The 23,926-nt window shown below is 45.0% G+C and carries 20 protein-coding genes; 6 read left to right on the forward strand and 14 right to left on the reverse strand.

Annotation, left to right across the window (positions count from 1 at the left end):
• Positions 1 to 67: 67 nt before the first annotated feature.
• The 6 genes from adk to ACFFJH_RS17645 form a co-directional block, all read right to left on the reverse strand.
• Positions 68 to 724 (reverse strand): adenylate kinase, encoded by a 657-nt coding sequence (gene adk, locus ACFFJH_RS17620; protein WP_390214264.1) that lies wholly within the window; start codon positions 722 to 724, stop codon positions 68 to 70.
• A 210-nt stretch (positions 725 to 934) separates the two neighbouring features.
• Positions 935 to 1,681 (reverse strand): 3-deoxy-manno-octulosonate cytidylyltransferase, encoded by a 747-nt coding sequence (gene kdsB / locus ACFFJH_RS17625; RefSeq protein ID WP_390214265.1) that lies wholly within the window; start codon positions 1,679 to 1,681, stop codon positions 935 to 937.
• Between the two features lie 14 nt (positions 1,682 to 1,695).
• The gene (locus tag ACFFJH_RS17630) at positions 1,696 to 1,872 is read right to left on the reverse strand and encodes a Trm112 family protein (protein ID WP_390214267.1); all 177 of its coding nucleotides are present in this window, start codon (positions 1,870 to 1,872) and stop codon (positions 1,696 to 1,698) included.
• Entirely contained in the window at positions 1,853 to 2,896 is a 1,044-nt protein-coding gene (gene lpxK, locus ACFFJH_RS17635) for a tetraacyldisaccharide 4'-kinase (RefSeq protein WP_390214268.1), read from the reverse strand. Before lpxK ends, ACFFJH_RS17630 begins: the two co-directional genes overlap by 20 nt.
• Before the next feature lie 105 nt (positions 2,897 to 3,001).
• A complete protein-coding gene (locus tag ACFFJH_RS17640) occupies positions 3,002 to 3,448 on the reverse strand; it encodes an ExbD/TolR family protein (RefSeq protein WP_390214270.1) in 447 nt (148 codons plus the stop codon).
• A gap of 4 nt (positions 3,449 to 3,452) precedes the next feature.
• Positions 3,453 to 4,058, reverse strand: coding sequence for a MotA/TolQ/ExbB proton channel family protein (locus tag ACFFJH_RS17645; protein ID WP_390214272.1), 606 nt, complete (start codon positions 4,056 to 4,058; stop codon positions 3,453 to 3,455).
• A 921-nt stretch (positions 4,059 to 4,979) separates the two neighbouring features.
• Between ACFFJH_RS17645 and xseA the strand changes: the two genes are divergently transcribed.
• The 3 genes from xseA (at position 4,980) to ACFFJH_RS17660 (ending at position 8,177) form a co-directional block, all read left to right on the forward strand.
• A complete protein-coding gene (gene xseA, locus ACFFJH_RS17650) occupies positions 4,980 to 6,347 on the forward strand; it encodes an exodeoxyribonuclease VII large subunit (RefSeq protein ID WP_390214273.1) in 1,368 nt (455 codons plus the stop codon).
• 143 nt (positions 6,348 to 6,490) lie between these two features.
• Positions 6,491 to 7,069 carry a superoxide dismutase [Fe] gene (gene sodB, locus ACFFJH_RS17655; RefSeq protein ID WP_390214274.1) on the forward strand — a complete coding sequence of 193 codons (579 nt, stop codon included), beginning with the start codon at positions 6,491 to 6,493 and terminating at the stop codon, positions 7,067 to 7,069.
• Positions 7,070 to 7,259: 190 nt separating this feature from the next.
• Entirely contained in the window at positions 7,260 to 8,177 is a 918-nt protein-coding gene (locus ACFFJH_RS17660; RefSeq protein WP_390214275.1) for a M28 family peptidase, read from the forward strand.
• A 111-nt stretch (positions 8,178 to 8,288) separates the two neighbouring features.
• Here the strand turns inward: ACFFJH_RS17660 and ACFFJH_RS17665 are convergent, their stop codons facing one another.
• The 3 genes from ACFFJH_RS17665 to ACFFJH_RS17675 form a co-directional block, all read right to left on the reverse strand.
• On the reverse strand, positions 8,289 to 9,473 hold the full coding sequence (locus ACFFJH_RS17665) for an ABC transporter permease (RefSeq protein ID WP_390214276.1): 1,185 nt from the start codon (positions 9,471 to 9,473) through the stop codon (positions 8,289 to 8,291).
• Complete coding sequence (locus ACFFJH_RS17670) at positions 9,470 to 10,417, reverse strand: ABC transporter ATP-binding protein (protein ID WP_390214277.1); 948 nt, start codon at positions 10,415 to 10,417, stop codon at positions 9,470 to 9,472. The genes ACFFJH_RS17665 and ACFFJH_RS17670 overlap by 4 nt, the downstream gene beginning before the upstream one ends.
• A gap of 230 nt (positions 10,418 to 10,647) precedes the next feature.
• A complete protein-coding gene (locus ACFFJH_RS17675; protein ID WP_390214278.1) occupies positions 10,648 to 11,601 on the reverse strand; it encodes a DUF808 domain-containing protein in 954 nt (317 codons plus the stop codon).
• Positions 11,602 to 11,858: 257 nt separating this feature from the next.
• On the opposite strand from ACFFJH_RS17675, the gene ACFFJH_RS17680 reads away from it, so the two are divergent.
• Together ACFFJH_RS17680 and ACFFJH_RS17685 are read left to right on the forward strand one after the other, a co-directional pair.
• Positions 11,859 to 14,501, forward strand: a complete 2,643-nt coding sequence (locus tag ACFFJH_RS17680; protein ID WP_390214279.1) for a S9 family peptidase — start codon at positions 11,859 to 11,861, stop codon at positions 14,499 to 14,501.
• Positions 14,502 to 14,640: 139 nt separating this feature from the next.
• Positions 14,641 to 16,470 carry an ABC transporter transmembrane domain-containing protein gene (locus ACFFJH_RS17685; protein WP_390214280.1) on the forward strand — a complete coding sequence of 610 codons (1,830 nt, stop codon included), beginning with the start codon at positions 14,641 to 14,643 and terminating at the stop codon, positions 16,468 to 16,470.
• An 84-nt stretch (positions 16,471 to 16,554) separates the two neighbouring features.
• Here the strand turns inward: ACFFJH_RS17685 and ACFFJH_RS17690 are convergent, their stop codons facing one another.
• Positions 16,555 to 18,288: an amidohydrolase gene (locus tag ACFFJH_RS17690; RefSeq protein ID WP_390214281.1), complete on the reverse strand. Its 1,734-nt coding sequence runs from the start codon at positions 18,286 to 18,288 to the stop codon at positions 16,555 to 16,557.
• A gap of 454 nt (positions 18,289 to 18,742) precedes the next feature.
• Between ACFFJH_RS17690 and ACFFJH_RS17695 the strand changes: the two genes are divergently transcribed.
• A complete protein-coding gene (locus ACFFJH_RS17695; RefSeq protein ID WP_390214282.1) occupies positions 18,743 to 20,188 on the forward strand; it encodes a transglycosylase SLT domain-containing protein in 1,446 nt (481 codons plus the stop codon).
• A 253-nt stretch (positions 20,189 to 20,441) separates the two neighbouring features.
• Here the strand turns inward: ACFFJH_RS17695 and ACFFJH_RS17700 are convergent, their stop codons facing one another.
• From ACFFJH_RS17700 to ACFFJH_RS17715, 4 genes are all read right to left on the reverse strand, one after another.
• The gene (locus tag ACFFJH_RS17700) at positions 20,442 to 21,692 is read right to left on the reverse strand and encodes a hypothetical protein (protein ID WP_390214283.1); all 1,251 of its coding nucleotides are present in this window, start codon (positions 21,690 to 21,692) and stop codon (positions 20,442 to 20,444) included.
• Positions 21,693 to 21,983: 291 nt separating this feature from the next.
• Positions 21,984 to 22,412 carry an ExbD/TolR family protein gene (locus ACFFJH_RS17705; RefSeq protein ID WP_390214284.1) on the reverse strand — a complete coding sequence of 143 codons (429 nt, stop codon included), beginning with the start codon at positions 22,410 to 22,412 and terminating at the stop codon, positions 21,984 to 21,986.
• 12 nt (positions 22,413 to 22,424) lie between these two features.
• A complete protein-coding gene (locus tag ACFFJH_RS17710; RefSeq protein WP_390214285.1) occupies positions 22,425 to 22,856 on the reverse strand; it encodes an ExbD/TolR family protein in 432 nt (143 codons plus the stop codon).
• Positions 22,857 to 22,967: 111 nt separating this feature from the next.
• On the reverse strand, positions 22,968 to 23,849 hold the full coding sequence (locus tag ACFFJH_RS17715) for a MotA/TolQ/ExbB proton channel family protein (RefSeq protein WP_390214286.1): 882 nt from the start codon (positions 23,847 to 23,849) through the stop codon (positions 22,968 to 22,970).
• Positions 23,850 to 23,926 lie beyond the last annotated feature (77 nt).

Consider the following 23,926-nt stretch of genomic DNA (forward strand, 5'->3'; position numbering starts at 1 on the left):
AAATAAAAAATACCGACAATTCAAGCAGTGAAAGACGAAAAAAAAGCGGACACAAGGTCCGCTTTTTTTATTCTGAGAGCGCCGCGAATGCCGCGTCGCGTATGGCATCAACCGCCCCGACGCCTGCAATCTTACGATACTTAGGCGCACCAGGATTACCCGATTTTGCCCAATCACCGTAGTAACTGACTAAAACTTCGGTTTGATTATGGTACACCGCCAAACGCTTTTGTACGGTCTCTTCTTTATCATCATCACGCTGAACTAAATCTTCACCGGTTTCGTCGTCTTTACCTTCGACTTTGGGTGGATTAAATTTCACGTGATAAGTACGGCCTGAACCAGGATGTACGCGACGACCACTCATACGTTCAATGATCGCGCTGTCCGGCACGTCAATTTCTAAAACATAATCAATCGCAACGCCTGCATCTTTCATCGCATCTGCTTGTGGCGTGGTTCTTGGAAAACCATCAAACAAATAGCCATTCGCGCAATCATCTTGTTTCAAACGCTCTTTGACCAAACCAATAATGATGTCGTCGGATACTAGTCCACCCGCATCCATCACTTTCTTTGCTTCCACACCCAATGGTGTTCCGGCTTTCACCGCTGCACGCAACATGTCACCAGTTGAGATTTGTGGAATACCAAATTTTTCCTTAATGTAATTGGCTTGCGTGCCCTTGCCTGCTCCGGGTGCTCCCAACAAAATAAGACGCATTTTTATTTCCTAGACGAGTTTAATATACTGTAAGCCCTGCTCTCTTTTGAAGATAGCAAGGCATTTGAATTCTTGTTTGTTACCGATTATTTTTATTTTGACTAACGCGCCGAGCGTACCGTCATTTATTTTGTTCTTTACGAAATTTACCACAGATTTTTCCGCTTGAAACGCTTTCCACTGGCAAGCACATGGATTTTTGTCACAAGTTCAGAAAAATGTTCTGACACGTTGTAAATCCTCTAGCGTATCGACGCCAGCGACTGGACTTTGCTCAGTCACATGCACCGCGATAGCGATGCCATTCCACAAAACACGCAACTGCTCCAAGGCTTCGATTTGTTCCAATGGAGAAATCGGCAATGTTGGGTAGGCTTGCAAAAATTGATTCTGATATGCATACAAACCAATATGGCGTAGTGCCTGATATCCGTCCGGCATCACATTATGATGCTGAGCAAAAGCATCGCGCGCCCACGGTATCGTGGCACGAGAAAAATACAAAGCCCGCCCTAACTTATCCAACACCACCTTCACTACATTTGGATTAAACAACTCTTTGATATCGTGAATTGCATGCGCCGCGGTTGCCATCGGCGTCTGAGCGTTCACCAAAGCGGCTGTCGCGGCAATCAAGGTCGGATCAATCAATGGCTCATCGCCTTGCACATTCACTACTACAGCATCATTCGCCAATCCCATAGCGGCAGCGACTTCGGCAATTCTATCGGTACCAGATGGATGATCGCTGCGAGTCATTTTGACTTGAATACCATGCGCCTGACAAGCAGCAAAAATATCGGCATGGTCAGTCGCCACCACTACCTGAGACGCGCCCGACAATAAAGCCCGCTCGGCAGTACGCACTACCATAGGCTTCCCACCGATATCGGCGAGAGGTTTATTTGGCAAACGAGTCGATGCCAGACGAGCGGGAATAATGGCGACAAAATTCATAGCAACACCGACGCTTATTGAGTATCGGCATCAAGCACGCGTGCCTGATCTTCCCACATAATAGGAATACCATCACGAATCGGAAACGCCAAACGATCGGCCTTACAAATTAATTCTTGTGCGGCTTTATCGTAGACTAAAGGGCCTTTACATAAGGGACAGACCAGAACGTCAAGCAGACGTGCATCCATGTTTTTTCTCCGAAATCGTCTTAAGCAATTTGAGCAATTGTTCCTGAAATTCTGCATCAAGTTCGGCAGAAACAGGGAGCAACCAGATACGCGGATCGTCACACAATTCCGCAATTTGGCGACATTTTACTGCATCCTTCTCTGTGATAAGAATGATTTCGGCATCAACATGCTGAAATAAATCCGCCGAAAAAGCGAAATGATCAGCGAGCGGCATGGTCTCAAATTCCAAGCCATGTGCATTTAAGGTATCAAAAAAACGCTGTGGATTACCGATTCCAGCTGCCGCCAGTATTTTCTTTCCTTGCAATTCGCTCAAAGACTGGCGTGACTCTGGATGCTTAAGATTCATCAAGGCATCCGCTCGCAACTGCATTTGTATTACATCACCACCGATGCCAGAAACCTGTTCTTTGTTAGCAGAATTCAAGATCGTAAAATCGCGTCGACGTTGTGCCGATTCGCGTAAAGGCCCCGCCGGCAATAGCCAACCATTTCCGACTCCACGTTGATCAAACATCAGGATTTCAACATCGCGAGCGAGCGCATAATGCTGTAAGCCATCATCCGAAATAATCACATCAAGCTGCGGATAGCGCGCCAACAGTTGCTGCGCACTTGCCACCCTTTGCCGTCCTACCATCATGGGACACCCAGTACGCTGCACGATTAAGAGAGGCTCATCTCCCACCTCAGTCGCCAGAGATGTCGTCTTCACTTCAATAATCTGATCTACTTGTGCGCCATAACCACGTGAAATAACACCGGGTGTCCAACCAGAGCGGCGCAGCTGTTCTACCAGCCAGATGACCATGGGGGTTTTACCTGTGCCGCCAACATAGATATTGCCAACCACAATCACAGGTGCCGACAATGAAGTTTGAGAACGATAGCCGAGCACGAGCAATCCGAACCGAAAATTCAGAATAAGACCAAACAGCTTTGAAAGTGGCCAAAGTAATATGGGCAAAATACCGCGCCGTGACCAAGATCTAATCAAAAATGATTCAAAGGCTGCACGCAAAAAAACACTCCTTCGCCAAGCCTAATGGCTCCGCACAAACGCAAAGGAGAAATCACAAAGATTTCTCCTTTTTCTGTCTTACTAGAAACTGAATAAGCGAACGACTTATTTTGAAGTCGAAGTGGCCTGAGCCGCGAAAGTAACCTTGGCCAATCCAGCAATACGCGCCGCCTCTAGAACATCAATCACCGATTGGTGAGTAGCGGCACGGTCTGCGTTAATGATCACGACGGGGTCTGGTGCACCTGTTTTACCGCCGTTCATCGCTTCTGCTGCTTTTTTCAAGTCATTCGCCAAATTAGTCGCATCTAAAAAACTAACTGGCTCACTATTAATTTTATAGCGTCCCTGAGCATCAATACCGATTTCAATTTGACTAGGTTTTTCTTGTGCCTTTTCAGCGTCCGCTGTCGGCAAGGTAATCTGCAATTCAGTGAAACGGCTATACGTCGTTGTCACCATCAAGAAAATCAAGATCACCAACAACACGTCAATAAAGGGGATCAAGTTGATTTCTGGATCTTCTTTGCCCCGTCCTTTACGAAAATTCATACGACTACTTTCTCGTGCTGTGAACGATATCGACAAACTTCACCGCTTGCTGCTCCATCTCGACTACAAAGCTGTCAGCCAGAGCGCGGAAATGACGATAAAAAATCATGGCAGGCATAGCAATCAAAAGACCGAAGCCAGTGTTGTACAAAGCAACCGAAATACCATGTGCTAATTGCGCAGGATTGGCACCAGAGGCATTTTGCGAGCCAAAAATTTCTATCATCCCAACCACGGTACCGAACAAGCCCATCAACGGCGCGAGAGAGGCAATCGTACCCAAGGTCGTCAAGAATTTCTCTAACTCATGAGCCACCGCACTACCGGCTTCCTCTATCGATTCTTTCATGACTTCACGCGGTGCGTTCACATTACGCAAACCTGCCGCCAAAACTCGACCCAAAGGAGAATTTGTAGCGAGTTGATCAATCACTTCTTGCTTGATTTTGCCGCTTTGGTAAACACGAATCACTTCTTCCAACAAAGTTTTAGGCAAGATTCTCTGCCTTCTCAAAGATAAAGTCCGCTCAATAATTAAAGCCAAAGCGACAATCGATGCCACCAGTAAGAAGTAAATCGGCCAACCAGCCGCCTGAATAATCGCGAACAAATGAAACTCCTTGCCAGAAAAATCTAAATAAAACCTGAATAGACGTAAAACTATAAATTGTTACCAATAGCTATGAATAAAAGCTCAGCCCGCAATGTATCGTGTTGTCCGACTGTGGGCAAGTAGCAGCCCGTGAATATTTTCGGCAAGATCAACAAGAATCTCTGGTTAGGAAGAAAAAATAGGTAAATAATAGCTAAAGACAGGTAATCCACAGTTCTGCACAGATTCTGTGAGCAAGATTGTGGATATCCTTGGGGCTAAATTCTAAGTCCTTGATTTTAAATAAATTAGCAATACCGCCTCAAAATTAAGCACTCGCTAAAAAACCCTAATTAAGTACTTTATCCACCGCTCAAAAGTTTTACACACAAACTGTGGAGAACTTTGTGCACAAACACTGCACACAAACTTAAGTCTTTGATTTAAAAAGATAAAAATCACCTGCAACAAATTTGAGCAAAGCATTGTCGAAAGCAATTAATGATTATTTTTGCTAGATTAAATCAACAAATTAGGTGTTGTGTGGAAAACTTCGCTGAGTTTTGCACACAAATTGTGGATATCTTTGTGAACAAAGACAGGACACAATTCTAAGTCGATGATTTTATTAGGTTTTGTAGTTGTGCTACAAAATGTGGCAGAGTTCAGTTTAATTTCCAAACAGCACTTTTTGTGTTTTCAGCACAATTTCCTGTGGATAACTTTGTGCATAAGCACAAATTTTTTTCTTATTTAGCGAACTGGAATCACAAAAATTTACATTAATTCACACTTAAGACATCAACTTAAAGTAAATAAATCCATAAAAATCATAGGGTTACAAAATAATCCTCCATTCTTTTTGACATTCAACAGCGCTCATGACATGCTTGCGCCTCTTTTCTCTTACTTGTGGACAGCTTTACTCGCAGGCGACTTATGGCATCAGATCTTTTCACACAAAACCCAATAAAAACCGAGACGATACTGCCAGTTTCGGCGCTGAATCAAGCTGTTGCTCAATTACTGGAACGAAGTTTCCCATTAACTTGGATTTCCGGTGAAATATCTAATTTCACCCGCGCCAGCTCTGGACATTGGTATTTCACACTCAAGGATAGCGCGGCGCAAGTAAGGGCTGTGATGTTTCGTGGCAGAGCGCAATATGCGGGTTTTATGCCACGAGAAGGTGACAAAGTCGAAGTACGCGCCTTGGTTGGTTTGTACGCCCCACGCGGCGACTATCAAATTAATGTGGAAGCAATACGTCGTGCCGGGGTAGGTAATTTATACGAGGCTTTTTTACAACTAAAAACTCGTTTATCGGAGGAAGGCTTATTTGCACCAGAACGCAAACAAGCCATACCCGACTTCGTCCGAACGATAGGTATCATCACCAGCCCCAAAGCAGCCGCATTGCGCGATGTACTTGCCTCCTTGCAACGACGCGCTCCCCATATCCATATCATTATTTACCCTTGTCCAGTACAAGGAGAAGGCGCGGGCAATAAAATTGCCGCAGCCATCGCACAAGCCGATGCCGATGCACAATGTGATCTCCTGATTGTTTGTCGTGGCGGCGGTAGCATTGAAGATTTATGGGCGTTTAATGAAGAAGTCGTAGCGCGCACCATAGCACATTGCGAGACGCCTATCATTAGTGGCATCGGACACGAAACTGATTTTACGATCAGTGATTTCGTTGCCGATTTGCGAGCGCCCACACCGACTGCGGCGGCGGAAATAGCAACAACAGCGACGGTCGATTGGATCGCTGCCATTGCACATTGGCAGAATTTAATGCAAAAACAAATGCGCCGCCAATTAAATACCGAATCTCAAAATCTGGACTGGCTTACTCATCGTTTACAGAGCCCGGTCGCGTCCCTAGAAAACAAACGCCTGCAAATCATACATAGTGCGCAGCGCCTACGTTTTTCTGCCTATAAACCCTTGCAACTGGCGCAAGCCAAGCTCATGCAGTCCCAAAGCAAGCTACAACAATATAAGCCTCAAGCCCAACCTGGATTAAATAAGTTGAGTCATCTTCAACATCAAATGTGTAGCGATATGAGACATCAATTGCAAAAACAAAAAGTCAGTTTGGAGAATTGGAAAACCAAATTAGAACTGCTCAATCCCCAGCGCACTTTAGAGCGTGGCTACGCCATTCTTCGGGACGAAGATGGTAGCTTGATACGCAGCGGACAACAATTGAAGCCGGGAAATACGCTCAATCTGCGCACCGCCGCCGATAACACAGAATTTCAAATTACTCAGGTAAAAACACCTCGTGCTGCGCATTAGCTGCAAGCATTTGGACAAAGGCTTACAATGACGCTTTTGATTCACTCTACTCACCCAAGTGGCATCAAGTGATTTGAATCGAAAACCGTATTTTTGGTACACTTTTGACGCACTTTTTTCAATTAACCCTATCAGGATCTGCCATGGAACATACTTTGCCAGCATTGCCATACGCCCTCGACGCATTGGCGCCCCATATTTCTCAAGAAACTTTGGAATACCACTATGGTAAGCATCATCAAACTTATGTCACTAACTTGAATAATTTGATCAAGGGCACCGAGTTTGAAAACGCCACATTAGAAGAAATCGTTAAAAAATCTTCTGCTGGCATTTTCAATAATGCAGCTCAAATCTGGAATCACACGTTCTACTGGAATGGCTTAAAACCAAATGGCGGCGGTGCTCCAACCGGTGCATTGGCTGACGCGATCAACGCAAAATGGGGTTCTTTTGATGCATTCAAAGACACCTTCACCAAATCATGCGTCGGTAATTTCGGTTCTAGCTGGACTTGGTTAGTCAAGAAAGCTGACGGTACTTTAGATATCGTGAATACGTCAAACGCTGCTACGCCATTGACGACTAGCGACACACCATTAATCACTTGCGATTTGTGGGAACATGCTTACTACATCGATTATCGCAATGCACGTCCAAAATATTTGGAAGCATTCTGGGCCTTGGTTAACTGGGAATTTGCTGCGGCGAATTTGGCTTAAGCTTAGCGCCATGTAAATTCATTGCTGAATTTTTTCAGAAAGCCTGCGACACCAATACTAGGTTCGCAGGCTTTTTTGCTTGTTTAACCCATTAAGGTTTTAGTGATGCAGGCAAGTTGCAGGCGCTGATCGTTGAACTAATTACGATCACAACACACTAAGCTTCTTCTTTCTCTTTCATCAATTGACTATGTCTACTCATCAAAAAATCCGTTTAGCACTAAGCTTTTGCGGCTTGTTAGCCAGCGCAACTTGTCTCGCCCAAACGCCAAGCTCACAAGCCATGCAAGACCTACAAACTCTGGCCAGCGATAAAATGCAAGGACGTGAAATGGGGAGCGCCGGCAGCGCCCTCGCCCGTGATTATCTGCTAAAACGTATTGCGGATATAGGTCTAAAACCGTGCGGGGCGAGTTATGTACAAGATTTTTCGGTAAGTAAATCAGGGCAAAGCACGCAAGGAAAAAATATTCTGGCGTGTCAATATGCAGAGCAAAATAAAGCAGCGAAGTTTCTTGTCGTTTCTGCCCATTACGATCATCTCGGCATCAAAAACGACAAAACTTATTTAGGTGCTGACGATAACGCCTCGGGTGTCGCAGGCGTGTTAGCGGTAGCGCAAAGTTTAAAAGGGAAAGCAACGAAGCATCACATGGTCTACGCTTTTTTTGATGGTGAAGAGCGCGGCTTATTAGGCGCACACGCATTTGTAAAGCAAGCCTGGATCTCTCCCAAAGACATCACTGCCAATATCAATTTCGATATGATTGCTCGTGGCGATAAAAACGAATTGTATGCCAGTGGTACTTACCAAAATCCTAGCCTAAAACCGATACTGCAAGAGTTAAATGGCACGCAAGGCATCAAACTTTTATTTGACCACGACAGACCAGAACAAGGCAGCAATGACTGGACTTCACAATCCGATCACTATGCTTTTTTTAAAGCAGGCATCCCACATTTATATTTCGGCGTAGAGGACCATGCTGATTATCACAAGCCTAGTGATAGTGCTGACAAAGTGAATGCTAAGTTCTTTGACGGCGCAATAGAAATCGTACAAAAAGCGGTACAACTCATAGACCAAAAATTTGTACGGAAAGAGTAAAGGCAGAGTAAAGGAAGCGTAAATAAAAGCGTCAATTGAACGCTGAAAAACGCTGACAAAACAACGGCACCGATACAATACGGTGCCGTTTTTTATTGCGGTGTCGCTCTATTAGTGATGTTTAACTGGGAAGAAAAACGTCTCCGCCAATTGCTTCCAGCTTGGCTCTTTTCCATACATACGTATCCCCATCGTAAATACGCGAGTCGCGGCGGATTTAAACCACCACAAACAGGCTACCAACAAGGTGACGGACAAGAACCACTGCCACATCGGCACATCGGTGTGTGCCATACGCAGTGGCATCGCAGCGAACGATGTCAATGGAAAAATACTCAATACTTGCATCATCATGCCTTCTGCATTATCGATACCGCTATAGGCCAATCCGACCGGTATCGCAGGAAGAAACATCATGATGCTGCGACTAGAATGGTTAGGGTCGTCGATGGTTGCGGCAAATGCGGCCATAAAACTGTTAACCAATAACATTCCCAGTATCACAAACAAAATGGTCGTCAACAATTCAAAAGCGCCGATTGGAAGCGATACTTCAGGTTTATCTGAAATCACCGCCACGCCTTGAATGAACAAGAAAAATAACAAGCCATAACTGAACATGGTTTTAAAACAGAACAGAGAAATGCCTAAAATTTTTCCCTCTATCCATTGCGCTGGTGTGATTAACGTTAACAACTGTTCAGTCACACGATTTTGTTTTTCGCTGGTGATACCGGTGAACAAATAACCAAAGCCCGAAAAAATCCCTATCGTCAATAAAAACAATAAAGCACCACTCACCAGCGTACGCCCCTTCTCGTTTTTATCATCTTTCTCTGGCTTAAGCATCACGGTTTTAATGTCGGGCAATTCAGTGATTTGTTTGCGCTGTAAGTCGGTCAGAGGCAGCGATGCGATTTGACGTTCTTGCTGCCAGTTTTGCAAACTCGTTTTTAACTTGGCTTGCCAGCTGGCTTTCTCTTTCACGGTTAATTGCAGACGCTCTTGCTCTCCCTTACCCTCAATTTCTATCACCGCATGCCAAGTCTCACCAATATTTTTAAGAACTTCAGCTTTGGTCGATGGGCTCACAACGCTGAACTGAAAACCACTCAATTTGGGCGGCGCGAAGTCCCCCATTACGGCGACTTGATAATCCTTATCTAAAGCCGCTTTCAGATGTGGCCACACCATAGAAAAACATATGCCTGCAAACATCAAAACGATAGAGATAATTTCCTGCTTCCACTTAAAATAACGTTTGAATTCAAACAGGGCGATATTCCAGACATTCATGCTATGTCTCCTGACAGGGTTTGGTTAACGTTATGCTTTTGTACTGCGGTCAAATATAAATCGTGCAAACTCGGTTGGACACGACTAAAGTCTTTCACTTCCGCCAAAGGCATCACTTGCTGCAATAATTGATTCACGCTGGCACCTACACGCAATTGCAACAAGTAGGCGTTTTCCTCTTGCTGCTGCGCGCTCTCAATCGCAGAACACAATTGCAATTCGTCCAATGAGACCTGCACGGCAAATCGCAGTTGATAAAATTTTTCCGGACTCAATTGTTCTATTACCTGCGCCAAGCTACCCGATGCGACTTGTTGTCCTTTGTTGAGTAGTAACATGGAATCCGCCAGACGTTCCACCAATGCCATCTGATGAGCACTTAATACAATCGTCGTGCCCATTTGCTTCATCTCATTTAAGATGGTTAGCACATGTTCTTGATTGATAGGATCGAGACCTGAAAAAGGTTCATCTAACACTAAGAGTTTGGGTTGATGTATCAGGCAACTGATTAACTGCACTTTTTGTTGATTGCCTTTGGACAGTTTACTCAAGTTGTCTTTAGCTTTCTCCTCCAAATCTAAACGCGGAAGCCAAAACGCCAATTGTTTGGTAATTTCTGCTTTTGTCAGGCCACGCAATTTACCGATATAGGTCAAATTGTCAGTGACGCTTTTATCGGGGTACAAGCCGCGATCTTCTGGCAAATAAGCAAAACTCGTCTCAGGAATTTTCTCAATTCGAATACCATTTTCGAATACACGAATTTCACCAGCATCAGCTTGCGTCAAGCCTACTAGCATACGTATCAATGAAGATTTACCTGCCCCATTCGGGCCTAGCAAAGCAAAAATCTGTCCAGGTGCCACAGTAAAACTCAAGCCTTGCACTGCTTTAACCGTGCTATACGCTTTTTCAACCTGACTGACTTCTAAACTGATCATAAAAAAACTCCATGTAGTGGAAACAAACGCTCCCCATGATTCGCTCCATGAATATGTAGCGAATCGGCGCTGGTATGAACTGTAGTGACACAAAAAGAAAAAGAACAGCGAGAGCTGACCAAAGACGAAGCTCGCGGCATTAAACACGAGTTATCAGTATTGAAAACGGACATCGACGCGGAATGATTGTCTCGCCGATGCCATTCTGCACAAGTACCATGAGCAATAGTTTAGGATTGCGCACGTCGTGGTAACACGCGCTTTACAGCAAGCACCAGCAATAAGACCAAAGCACCAGCCACAACGCCGACCAAACCATCAGCGATACTAGGCACAACACTTTCCAGTACCGAACCAACCACAGGTACGCTAGCTGCAGCGCTCGCTATACTATGAGAAAACTCACTAATCGCATGTACGCCATGACTTAAAATTCCACCGCCCACCAAGAACATGGCGGCCGTACCAATCACCGTCAATGCTTTCATCAAGCGCGGTGCAAAAGCGACGAAGCCATCACCAATACGGCGCTGTACCGCACGCAACCAAGATGCTTCACGATTACGCTGCAAATAAAAACCCATATCATCAAGCTTCACGATCAGCGCGACAAAGCCATAAACGCCTACGGTCATCAAAATACTCACACCCGCCAATACAGCAAGCTGAGTTGAAAAAGCAGACTGCGCGACAGTACCCAAAGTGATGATAATAATCTCACCACTCAACACAAAATCGGTCGTAATTGCGCCCTTGATTTTGTCTTTTTCAAACTGCACAATGTCCACTTCTTCGTGCGTCAACGCATGTACTAATTCGGTGTGATGGGCTTCATCTTCGGCCTCACTGTGCAAAAATTTATGCGCCAGTTTTTCAAATCCTTCGAAACACAAATACGCGCCACCTACCATTAGCAAGGGCATAATCGCCCAAGGTGCAATAGCACTTAATAGCAAGGCGAGCGGCACTAAGATCATTTTATTTCTCATCGAGCCTTTAGCGACCGCCCACACCACGGGCAACTCCCGTTCTGCTCTGACACCACTCACTTGTTCGGCATTCAGTGCCAGATCATCACCTAATACACCTGCAGTTTTTTTGGCGGCGACTTTGGTCATCAGCGCCACGTCATCAAGAACAGTTGCAATATCGTCGAGTAAGGTTAAAAGGCTTGCACCAGGCATAAAAACTTTCTTAGTAAATAAAAGGATATTCTCCGCTCTGCATCTACTTCATTCAAAATCCGAGCGCTCGAAGAAAAAACAAAATTCTACGTTACAAATTAACTAGCTTCTAGCAATTTATCTTGGTGAAATTTTGGCTTGATCACCATTGCCTGAGATTTGATCTAGGTGGTGGAACTTTTTGAGTACTTTCTAGTCTATTTTTACACATTTTAGCAACGGTGCCATTAGCGCCGAGAATACACTAGGGAGTCAGTATGAGAAAAAAAACATTAGCTATCAGTATCGCTTTGATCTACAGCAGCGTATTTGCGCTGAGTAGTCCGCTGGCACAAGCGCAAGTTAGAGCAAAATCAGCACCTGTGGCTAAACTGAAACCGTCAGAATTAAGCTTGGAACAACTGTATCGCGCCCAGTCCTATGCGGGTAAAGCGGCAAGCCAACTACGTTTTAGCAGTGACGGACGCTATCTTGCCTACGCTTGGAATCCATTCGGTGAAGAAGGCAATGATTTGTATATTCACGATACAGAAACCGGCAAAACCAGTCGCATCACTTCGCCCGCCGTCATGAAAACCTATGATGCGCCAGAAGACTGGGATCGTTTTGAGAAGAAACTAAAACAAAAAGAAAAAGAACTAAACGAACGTCAAGCCAAAGCGGAAGCACAAGCAGCCTATTTACGTGGTGAGAAAGTCGATCTCTTGCAATGGGAGCGTGCCGCTATCGAAGAACTGAAACGTGAATTAGCTGAGAAGAAAAGTAAAGCGGCCTCCCTGAAGGCAGAAAAAGAGGCCGAAGCAGCAAAAGAAAAAGCGGCAGGTGGCACCAATACAAATACGGCAGCCATTAGCAAAGCCGAAAATGAGAAAAAAGAAGCTGAAAAAGAATTATGGGAATTGCGCGACGAGTTAAAGAAAAAACTCAGCAAAGAAAAACTTAAAAATAATGACCTGTATCCAGGCATAGAAAACTTGGTGTGGGCAAAACAAGCACAAGAACTAATCTTTCAATATCGCGGTGATCTATTCCGCTTACAGGCTGCAACAGGGAAAATTGAACGACTGACTAAAACCGATAAAGTCGAACGCATTCTGTCTTACACTGCGGATGACAACGGCTACTTGTACATGGATGACAAACGCATCTATGCCGCCAGCTTTAGCAATGGCACATTACGCCAACTAAATCCTGAATTGATACATGCTGAAGATGTCGAGAAAAAATACTCACTGGCCAGCACGATCTTAAGTGAAGATAAGCAATGGATGGCCATCACCGCCAACGCAGCCCCCGCTGACCCGAGCAAAGCACCGCAAGGTCGTCAGGTTGAGATCATGAATTATAGTGAACGTTTTGCCACTGCCAAGAAAGTCGGTCGCGAGGTGTCGGACGACAAACGTACGGTTCCCGCATCAGCTTTATATATACGCAAAGTCAGCGAAGATTCTATGCGCCAACCGCAGCCGGTTTTCACCAATGACGGTGGTGATGTTTGGTTCGAAATGAGTCGTGTCGCTTTCAGCAAAGATGGTACTCAATATACATTCTCGACTTGGGAACGCGAAAAAGAACTACTGCGCATTTATGTGGGCAATAGCGCCGACAATGCGAAACCAAAAATCGTCTTTGAACGCCGGAATCAAGTCGGACACGAAGTGGTGGATGTCGTATCACCGCAATTCACACCCGATGGTCAACAATTGATCGCCGTATTAGATGAGCTTGGTTATCGCCAGCCTTACCGCATTGACACCGCGACTGGTAAAGCGACACCCATACTCAAAGGTGATTTTGAAGCCCATCAAATACTGGGATTCAGCCCAGATAGCAGCACGATGTTTGTCATGGCCAATCGCGATGATTTCGCTGCGATGAATCTATTCAAAGTCACTCTTGCAAACGGTGAGATGCAAGCCTTAGGGCAAAGCGGCGATTTCCACCGTACTAGCGCGATGAGCGAAAGCGGTCAAAAATTAGCCAGCGTCGCGGGACAATGGTCGAGCCGACCTGAATTGAAACTTCTTGATCTACAAGCCAATGGCAAAGTCAGTAGTAAGACACTAACTGATAGCCATGATCCCAAATGGAATGCCGTCAACTTAATTCAACCCGAACGCTTTAGCTTCACTAATCGTCATGGTGACAAAATTGAAGCCTATGCTTTCAAACCACAAAACTGGAGCAGTGGCGACAACCGTCCTGCAATTGTGTACACCTATGGTGGGCCACTAGGAGATCGTCACATCATCGAAACCGATAGCTTCCAACCCACCGCCTATTTGTTTGGTATGTATATGGCGGCGAAACACGGTTATGTTACGGTCGCAGTCGATCCACGCGGTCATTCAAACTATGGTCGTAAATTTAGTGATGCGAACTGGGAGCAAGCCGGTAAACCTCAGACCGAGGACCTAGAGGACCTAGCAAAATACATGCAGAAAAAATTGGGTGTAGATGGCAAACGCATAGGTTTGACGGGTTGGAGTTTTGGCGGTTTCCAAACCCAATACACGATGTACACCAGTCCCGACGTTTTCGCTGCCGGTATCGCCGGTGCGGGTCCGACAGAATGGGAAAACTATAATAGCTGGTACAGCGGTCGCACCATCGGCAAAGTGGATCGTAGTAAACCAAATTTACGTCGCTATTCGCTGTTACCACTGACCGTAGGCTTGAAAAAACCGTTGATGTTGGTACATGGCATGCAAGACCCAAACGTCCTGTACCAAGACACAGTTAACGTGTATCGCGCTTTACTCGAAAACGGTAAAGAGAGTTTGGTCGATTTATTTCTCGACCCAGATGGTGAACACGGCATGGGCGGGGCGGTCAAGCCCAAAGCTTGGCATAAAAAATATGAAAGCTTCTTTCTACAGCATTTAGGTAAAGCGAAATAAGTATTTCAAGCGATGCGATCAAGAAACGGTATGCCAATCAATGCATACCGTTTTTTTTATTACCGAGGGAAAATCAGATAGCAAAACAGAGCCTTCAAAAAACTGCGACAATAGTTCATCTTATTTAAAGTAGATCTTTATGAGCACCGATACCTCTACCACAAACACGATTAAAAATAGCGCTGAGCGCAGCAGCCTCGCAACTCTGGTAGGCTTACTTCCCTTCTTACGACCATATCGCCGTCAATTCATTTTGGCAGGCATCGCGTTGATCATCGCTGCTTGCGCAACCTTGACGATTCCCTACGCTTTTCGTCAAATGATAGACATGGGATTTAGTAAAATCAGTGATGGTGGCACACACGGCATCGAGCACGTGAATTTGACTTTTCTAGCCTTATTCGGTGTTGCTGTCGTTTTAGGAATTGCAACCGCCGCCCGATTTTATATGGTGTCGTGGATAGGCGAACGTGTCACCGCCGACATACGCAATGCCGTATATGCACACGTAGTGACACAAAGCCCAGAGTTTTTTGAAACCACACAAACTGGCGAGATACTATCTCGCCTGACGACTGATACGACTCTAATTCAGGCCGTGGTAGGAACCAGCATCAGCCTAGCCTTGCGGAATATTTTATTATTCGTCGGTGGTCTGGTCATGCTGTTTATCACCAGCCCGCTACTCTCCTCCATCATCATCGTGATGTTGGTGCTGGTCATCCTGCCCATCATTTTATTTGGTCGACGCGTGCGTAAGTTGTCTCGCGACTCACAAGACCGAATCGCAGATGCCTCCGCAGTGGCGGGGGAAATTTTGAATGCCATGCCAACGGTACAAGCATATACCCACGAGCACATCGAGGCGCGGCGTTTTGCAGACACGGTAGAGCATGCTTTTAGCACCGCAATGCGGCGCATACGAGCGAGATCACTGTTAACCATGATCGCGATACTTTTGATCTTTGGCGCTATCGTATTTGTTCTTTGGTTAGGCGCACAATCGGTCATGCAGGGCGAAATGTCAGGCGGCAAACTAGGCCAATTCATTTTATATGCGTCCATCGTTGCAGGTGCCATAGGTGCTTTATCCGAAGTGCTCGGCGAAGCGCAACGTGCGGCTGGCGCAACCGAACGTTTGCTCGAACTAATGTCAGTACAATCCCCAATTATTTCTCCGTCAGCACCTTCGGCATTGCCGCTTGAAGATGCACACGGCGCCAGAGTCTCACTCCAAGATATTGTCTTCCATTATCCTTCGCGTCCGCAAATAGCAGCGTTAAGCCATATCAATCTGGAGATCAAACCAGGTGAGACAGTGGCCTTAGTTGGCTCCTCTGGCGCAGGAAAAACCACCCTGTTCCAGTTACTGCTACGTTTTTATGACCCGCAGCAAGGTCGTATCTGCATGGACGGTGTGAATATTCAAGACCTCGATCTTCACACGCTACGAGATACGATAGGGATCGTGCCGCAAGACACCGTGATCTTCTCAGCCAATGCGATGGAAAACATTCGGTATGGCAGAGTGGATGCGAGTGATGAGGACGTTATACAAGCGGCAAAAATGGCCGCCGCCCATGAATTTATTCAGCGCCTGCCCGAGGGCTATCAATCTTTCTTAGGAGAGCGCGGGGTGCGCTTATCAGGAGGGCAAAAACAAAGGATAGCAATCGCCAGAGCGCTCTTAAAAAATCCTCGTCTGATGCTGCTAGACGAAGCCACAAGCGCCTTAGATGCAGAATCAGAACGACTGGTGCAGCAAGCCTTAGAAAGCGCCATGCAAGGACGTACGACGATCATCATTGCGCATAGACTGGCCACCGTACAAAGAGCCGATAGAATCATCGTATTGAAACACGGCCAAGTGGTAGAAATTGGCACTCACGCCAGTTTAATAAAACAGGCAGGCGTGTATGCTAATTTGGCGTCTTTGCAATTTCATATTTCTGAGCCTAGCTCGACCTAGGACGCAAAGAGAAAAATGTAAGAGCAATAAAAAACGCACTCAAGATCGAGTGCGTTTTTTGTATCAAGGTTTCTAATCAATCGACTATTTGCGATAAACCTGTTGCCCCGCCAACCAGGTCTGTAAAACCTGAGTTTTATACAAATCTTTGACTGGCACTTTAAAAATATCCTGATCAATCACAATAAAATCAGCCCATTTACCAGGCTCTAGACTACCTAGGATTTTTTCCTGATGTCCTGCATAAGCTGCGTCCAGTGTAAAGCAACGGAATGCTTCTTTAACCGTCATGGCTTGCTCTGGATACCAACCCTTCACTGGTTTTTGATCAAAATCTTGCCGACTAACAGCCGCATAGATACCCCAAAACGGATTTGGACTTTCGATAGGAAAGTCAGATCCACATGGAATCGGAGAACCTTGCTTTAAGAATGTACGCCAAGCATAAGCGCCTTTAATGCGCTGCTTTCCGACACGATCTTCCGCCATATTCATATCGGAAGTTGCATGGGTAGGCTGCATAGACGGAATAATCTTCAACTGAGCGACGCGCGGGATATCACTCAGTTCCAATACTTGAGCGTGCTCTATTCTATGCCGCAACACACTGGCATCCTGTGCTTTTGGTATCGTCGCAAGGCTGCCGATTACCTGACGATTTCCCGCATCACCAATGGCATGCACATTGACTTGGTAACCACGGGCCGCTGCTTTTTGCACCATTGCTTGCATGTCCTTGTCGGCAGAAAACAATAGCCCTTTAGTATGCGGAGCATCGCTGTATGGTGCCAACAATGCAGCACCGCGACTACCCAAGGCACCATCAGAATACAATTTCACGGCGCGCAATGCATAACGGTCATCCGCCATTCCCAACAAAGGCCCTTGCTTTGAAACGCTATCAAAAAATTGATCAACGCCGCTGATCATGCCGTACACCCGCGTCGTCAAGCTATGCTTATTGGCATACTCGCGAAACAAAGCATCGGCCTGTGCATCGACACCAGCATCATGCACGCTGGTCAAGCCTACACTGCGCATTTGCTTTAAAGCGGCATCTAAGGCTAAGCGACGCTCAGCCTCATTCTTGGCAGGAATAACTCGTTCGATCAAATGCATCGCGCTATCGACGAAAATACCTGTTGCCTGTCCTTTGCTATCTCGCTCAATTTTGCCGCCGACTGGGTCTGGGGTTTCCAGATTGATACCCGCCAATTGCATCGCCTTACTATTAGCCCAACCCGCATGGCCGTCAACGCGGCGTAACCACACAGGTCGATCAGCTAACACGCTGTCGATTTCTTGCGCTGTTGGGAAGCGTCCTAGCTTCCAAATGGCTTGATTCCACTCGCCGCCCAAAATCCATTGCTGTTGCGGGAATTTCGCCGCATATTGTGCTATCGCAGTTTGCGCCTCAGCCAGACTGTTTGTACTGCGCAAACCTAATTGGCTTTCAGCCTGTCCTAGGTTGAATATATGCCCATGGGCATCAATCAAACCCGGCAATACCGTTTTACCTGCCAAATCAATTTGTTTATGATTGGCAAATTTTTTCTCCAATTGCTTTTGCGTTCCGACCGCAAGAACCTTGCCTGCGTCATCAACCAACATCGCATCAAAGCGCTGCAGTTGATTTTTATGATTCAATGTGTAGCCATTGGCTTTAACAAAAAGTGTCTGGGCGCTCGCGTGAAGGCTTAATGCGGACACACTGACTAGGCTGATTAGGCCGGCTTTAGCAACTGAGCGTATCAGCTTGACTCCCTTTTTTTGAACTGGCCTTCTTTGTTTTTCGTTCTGTTTTCGGTTCTGCGTCATGTCTCACTCCCAATTTGGTGTATGTAAAGTTACATTTTAATTTTAGTTCTTGGCGCTTAATTTCTATTCTTGGCATCATCAAAGCACCACACTAAGACACTACAAGCTCTTTCTAGCAAAATACTTATCTTAAGGCGGTCTAAGAACAGACAAACTTGCTAGAAACAAAGTTCCCGCTCCTATAAGTTTCACCACGGCAAAAGCGGCTACTCAAACTAGCCAAACTTTTTCAATTTACTAAAAATCCATGTAATTTTCCCTTGACCATGAAATACACGTTTGCGTACACTTCGCTCTTGCCCACCTCACAGTCGATTGTATCGATTCTCTTTTCATTATGAAACGATTTAGTTACTGTCTCAGTACCCTCACTTTTTCTTCTATCGCTGCCCTAGGCCTTTTTAGCAGTAGTAGCTACGCACAAAATACTGAAACACTAAAATTATCAAAAAATTTGAGTGAAACAGGTCTTACACAACCGCGTCCAACTGTCGAATCAGAATCGGTAGAAATTGTAAATCACGAGGAAGCATTAAGCATCACAGAATCTGACTTATGGAGTCGGATACGCAACGGGTACGCCATACCTAATTTGGAAAATCAGTTAGTCAATGTACAAACAAACTGGTATAGCTCAAGAATTGATTATTTACAGCGCATCATTCAACGTGGGTCGCGTTACTTATATCATGTAGTCGAAGCGCTAGATAAACGAGGTATGCCAACTGATCTGGCTTTACTGCCTTTCATTGAATCCGCCTTTAACCCACAAGCGATTTCGTCGGCCAAGGCCTCAGGCATGTGGCAATTTATGCCTGCGACTGGGCGAGATTTCAACCTTAAACAGACCATCTTTAAAGATGACCGACGTGGAGTATTAGACTCCACGGAAGCAGCACTTGATTACCTGCAAAGACTCTACAACATGTTTGGCGATTGGCAACTAGCGCTCGCTGCTTACAATTGGGGGGAAGGTTCGGTACAACGTGCGATCAAGAAGCAACAAGCTCTGGGATTACCTATCGACTTCGATAGTTTGTCGGTACACATGCCAAATGAAACCAAGAATTATGTTCCCAAACTGCAAGCAGTCAAAAACATCATTGGCCATCCTGAGCTTTTTAATATAGACCTGCCACGCTTAGATAACGTACCTTACTTTACCAGTATCAAAAAAAATCGAGATATCGATGTCACTCTAGCCGCTAAACTGGCAGAGCTACCGATCAGTGAATTCAAAGCGCTCAATCCACAATTTAACCGTCCAGTAATTACAGGCAGCAACAACACAACTATTTTGCTACCAGTAGAAAATGCTGAGATGTTTCAAAACAATCTAATGACGTGGAAAGGGCCTCTTTCTTCATGGACGACACTGAACGTGAACAAAACAGAACGCATCGAAGCTTTAGCAACCCGTTTTGGATTTAAACCGGATGTAGTTCGAGACGTCAATGCGATCCCAGCCAAGATGTACGTTAAAGCAGGCTCCACTATTTTAGTTCCAAAATCTGCGCGCTCTAGTGAGGAAAACATCCCTACGCAAGTAGCAGAGCAAGCGCAACTGACGATAGAAAAAGGATACGCAGGCACGCGCAAGATTTACGTTAAAGTCGGCAAAAAGGATAATTTAGCGTCGATCGCAAAACGCCATAAACTCAGCGTTGCCGATATCAAGGAATGGAATCATCTGCGTAAAGATCAAGTTTCCCCTGGAATGAAATTAGCTTTACAAATTCCTATAAAAGCCAAGACTCGACACCTGGCGTCCTCCACGAAAACAACTCAAAAGCATGGTGAAAAAAACGCTTCACGCAAACAAGTAGTTGCCCAAGAAAAGAAAGATGTAAAGCGATTGGCAGCCAACAGTAATAACAAAAAACGTCCACAAAAGACTTAAAAAGTATCACTGAAATTACTTAAGCTACTCGGTTAGAATTAGTGACTGGGCTAGCCAGATGCTAACAAACTGCGTATAAGCAATCACATCTTCGATATAAACTAGAAACTCTCTCTGAGATCAGCGACATGCATAGCGATATGCGCCAAAGAAAAAAGCAGCCATATGGCTGCTTTTTTCTTGCTCACTTATCAGATGACCGTAAAGTCACTTTTTAGATTGATCACTTACGCAAACTTCATTATTTAGCTAATTACTTAGCTTGATTTGCATAAATGGTCCAGAAACGGGCTAAATCGGCTGTGCCTTCTTTACCTTGAACTGATTTCAAAGTTTTCAAACCAGCAGCTTTTTTACCGGCCATCAAATAAGCGATGCCCAAGTGCAGATTAGCGTCATCAGGATGTTTCAAGTTGTCTTTTTTGACGCCTTGTTCCATCAAGCTAATACCTTTGTCATATTCACCGCCAGTTGCGTAGGCAAAACCGAGGTTAGCCAAAGCCATTCCATCGTTGTTTTTCAATGCATCCGCTTCTAAGGCAGCTCGAGCCGCTTTGGACTCGGCCAAGCGCTTGTTTGCTAAATCTTTCAAACGGCCATGGCGCGCTGCTTCTGGTCCTGTTCCCAAGATACCAGCTTTGTACCCTTGATCAATGATTTTCAAGGCTTCAGCTGAGTTGCCATCTTGAATCGCAATCTGAGCCATTTCCATGAAATCGCTGGTCTTAGTTAATTGACCGACTGCCAATTTCAAACGATACAAATCCATCGTCAAACGGCTAGAAAAATCTGGCTTACGTTCTACACTGTTCAGCAGATTTACCCAATATTCTTTCTTGCCATAATACATCACGAGCTTTTCTAAAGTAGCCAAGTAAGCTGCTTTATCACCACTCTTTTGAACCGCATAAGCATAAGTTTCCAAAGTCGATTGACTTGGAATACGGCCGGCTTTTTCTGCGGCCTGAATCTCAGCTTTGGTTTCCTTTAAAGCACCAGCGCTATCGCCACCTAAAGACTTAGCCTGAATCATGTATTGACGCGCTGAACTATCAGTACCACCTTCACTGAAATAACGCTCATACATTTTTGCTGCTTTTGCGTAATTATTCGCTTTGAAATAAGAGTTCGCCAACACCAAAATCAATTGTAATTGGTCTTTGCTTGGCAATTTATTTGCCGCTACGATAATTTCACCAGAACGTATCACAGCGTCATTATCACCTGCAGCTGAAGCCACTGATAAACGCATACGTTCAATAGTAAAAGTTTCATTGACTGTTTTATTACCTACGCGATCTGTCTCTTGCAATTTAGCAAGCGCATCGCGGAATTTTTTTGCTTTGTATAAGTCGCCCGCTTGTTGCACGATTTTACCGACTTCAGCGCGCATCGTTTCTTGAGCAAAAGCCGTATTGCCTGCAACACCCGTTAACTCAGGAACTGTTGCACAACCAATAGCAGCGATGAAAATTGCCAGTTGTGATAATCGTAGGTGCTTCATATTTGATCTCTCAATCAACAAAAATTAATAAATTTAAGCTTAACAAACTTAGATAGTTTGCCCAAGTGCAATCACTAAACTCTCTCACCTAGTGACTCATTAAGTGATGCACTTAATGAGTCACTAGGTGACTTAACTCATCCCAAACGCTAGATAACATAATTATCTAAACGATTTAAGTTTGAGCCGAATAAGCATACCTCATAATACAAAAAAAGGCAGGGAAATCCCCGCCCTCTTTCGTAAACATCAATCTGAATTAAAGAAAAAATCCAATTCAAATCGAAGGTTTTATTTCAAGAACTGCTCGTTACCAATCATACCCAACTTGGTAATGCCACGACTTTGCGCAGATGCCATGACCGCAGCAACTGAACGATATGCAACCAAGCGATTTGGTTGCAAATGAATCTCAGGTTGCGGATTCATCGCAGCAGCTGCAACAAAACGATCATCCAACTGTGAACGGTTCACTACTTCACCATTCCAAGTCATCGTTCCATCGAAGTCCACGTCAATTTTCACCACGGTTGGTGGCGTATCTGGCGGTGGCTGATTGGTGTTTTGCGGCATATTTAAATTGACCGCGTGATTAGCGATTGGCAATGTCGTAATAAACATGATGATCAAGACCAACATAACGTCGATCATTGGTGTCATATTCATTTCCATCATTGGTTCTGGATCACCACCAGAACCGGAGCTCATATTCATGCCCATGCGATTCTCCTATTAGCTTTTTGGTGGTGGTTCAAGAACGAAACCAACTTTTGCGATACCTGAGCGTTGCACTGTCAAAATCGTTTTACCGATTGATTCATAACGAGCATTTTGATCGCCACGAATATGCACTTCAGGTTGCGGCACTTTTACCGCTTCTTTCGACATTTTTTCAAACAACTCGTCGTCAGAAGCAATTGGAGTACGATAACCTTGCCAGTAAATATCACCGTCTTTATTGACTGTAATAATCACGTTTTTGGCATCAGGATTGTAAGGATCATTTTTCTCTGCAGGCAGAGTAACTTTTGTCAAGTTTAAGACTACGGGTGAAGTGATGATAAAGATAATCAGCAACACCAACATAATGTCCACGAGAGGCGTGGTATTAATGGTGCTGTTGACTTGGTCTTCACCGTCATCACCGCCGATTTGCATTGCCATAATTGATTCTCTTCGGTTAATTCTATTCACTGATCGTCAAGTAAATACAAGTACCTACTTGACGGGACAGAATTGAAATAATAAAAACGATAGTCGTCTTAATTACCTAGATTATTTATTTGCAGCAGCTTTGCTCATCGCGCCAGACAATACTACAGAGTGCAAATCAGCACCGAATGCACGGATATCTTCCATAACAGACTTGTTACGACGCAACAAGTAGTTGTAACCCAAAACTGCTGGAACCGCTACCGCCAAACCAATCGCCGTCATGATCAAAGCTGCACCAACTGGGCCCGCAACTTTATCGATGGAAGAGTTACCTGAGCTACCGATCGCTACCAAGGCGTTGTAAATACCCATAACAGTACCGAACAAACCAATAAATGGAGCGGTAGAACCTACAGTAGCCAAGAACGTCAAACCTTCGCTCAAACGACTTTGAACTTTATCAACGGAACGTTGAATAGACATAGTTACCCATGAGTTCAAATCGATTTGTTCTAACAAAGCACCTTCATGGTGTTCGCTAGCATTCAAACCAGATTCAGCGATGAAACGGTATGGGCTACCTTCTTTCAGAGTAGACAAACCTGTTGACACATTTGCTGCTTTCCAGAATTTACGAGCCTCTTTAGCTTGACCGCTCAATTTAGCCAAATCGATCACTTTAGTAATCAAAATGTACCAACTGAACATAGACATCAAACCCATAATTGCCAGTGTAATTTGATCGACCAAATGACCATGTTTAATCAAATGTGCCAAGCTGTACGGATCTTCTACTGGCGCTTTTGGTTCTGCAGCTGGTAAAGATGCATCAGCTGCTGCGGCAGGAGCTGGCGCTGCTTCAGGAGCACTAGCAGCAGCTTCTGTCGTTGCAGATGCGGATGCAGATGCTTCTTGTGCAAATACAGGTGCGGTTGTCATTGTGGCTGTTAATGCAAATAAAATTGCCGCCAGGAATGTGCTTACTTTAGCGCGGGTTTTCATGTAGATACTTCCTTTAAAAAAATTTAATACTTACGTTGGTTGTGAGTAAAACGTTACTTTTTTTATGACTCTTGTTG

The sequence above is a fragment of the Affinundibacterium danionis genome (assembly GCF_042432465.1).
GTDB classification, from domain to species: Bacteria; Pseudomonadota; Gammaproteobacteria; order Burkholderiales; family Burkholderiaceae_D; genus Undibacterium; species Undibacterium danionis.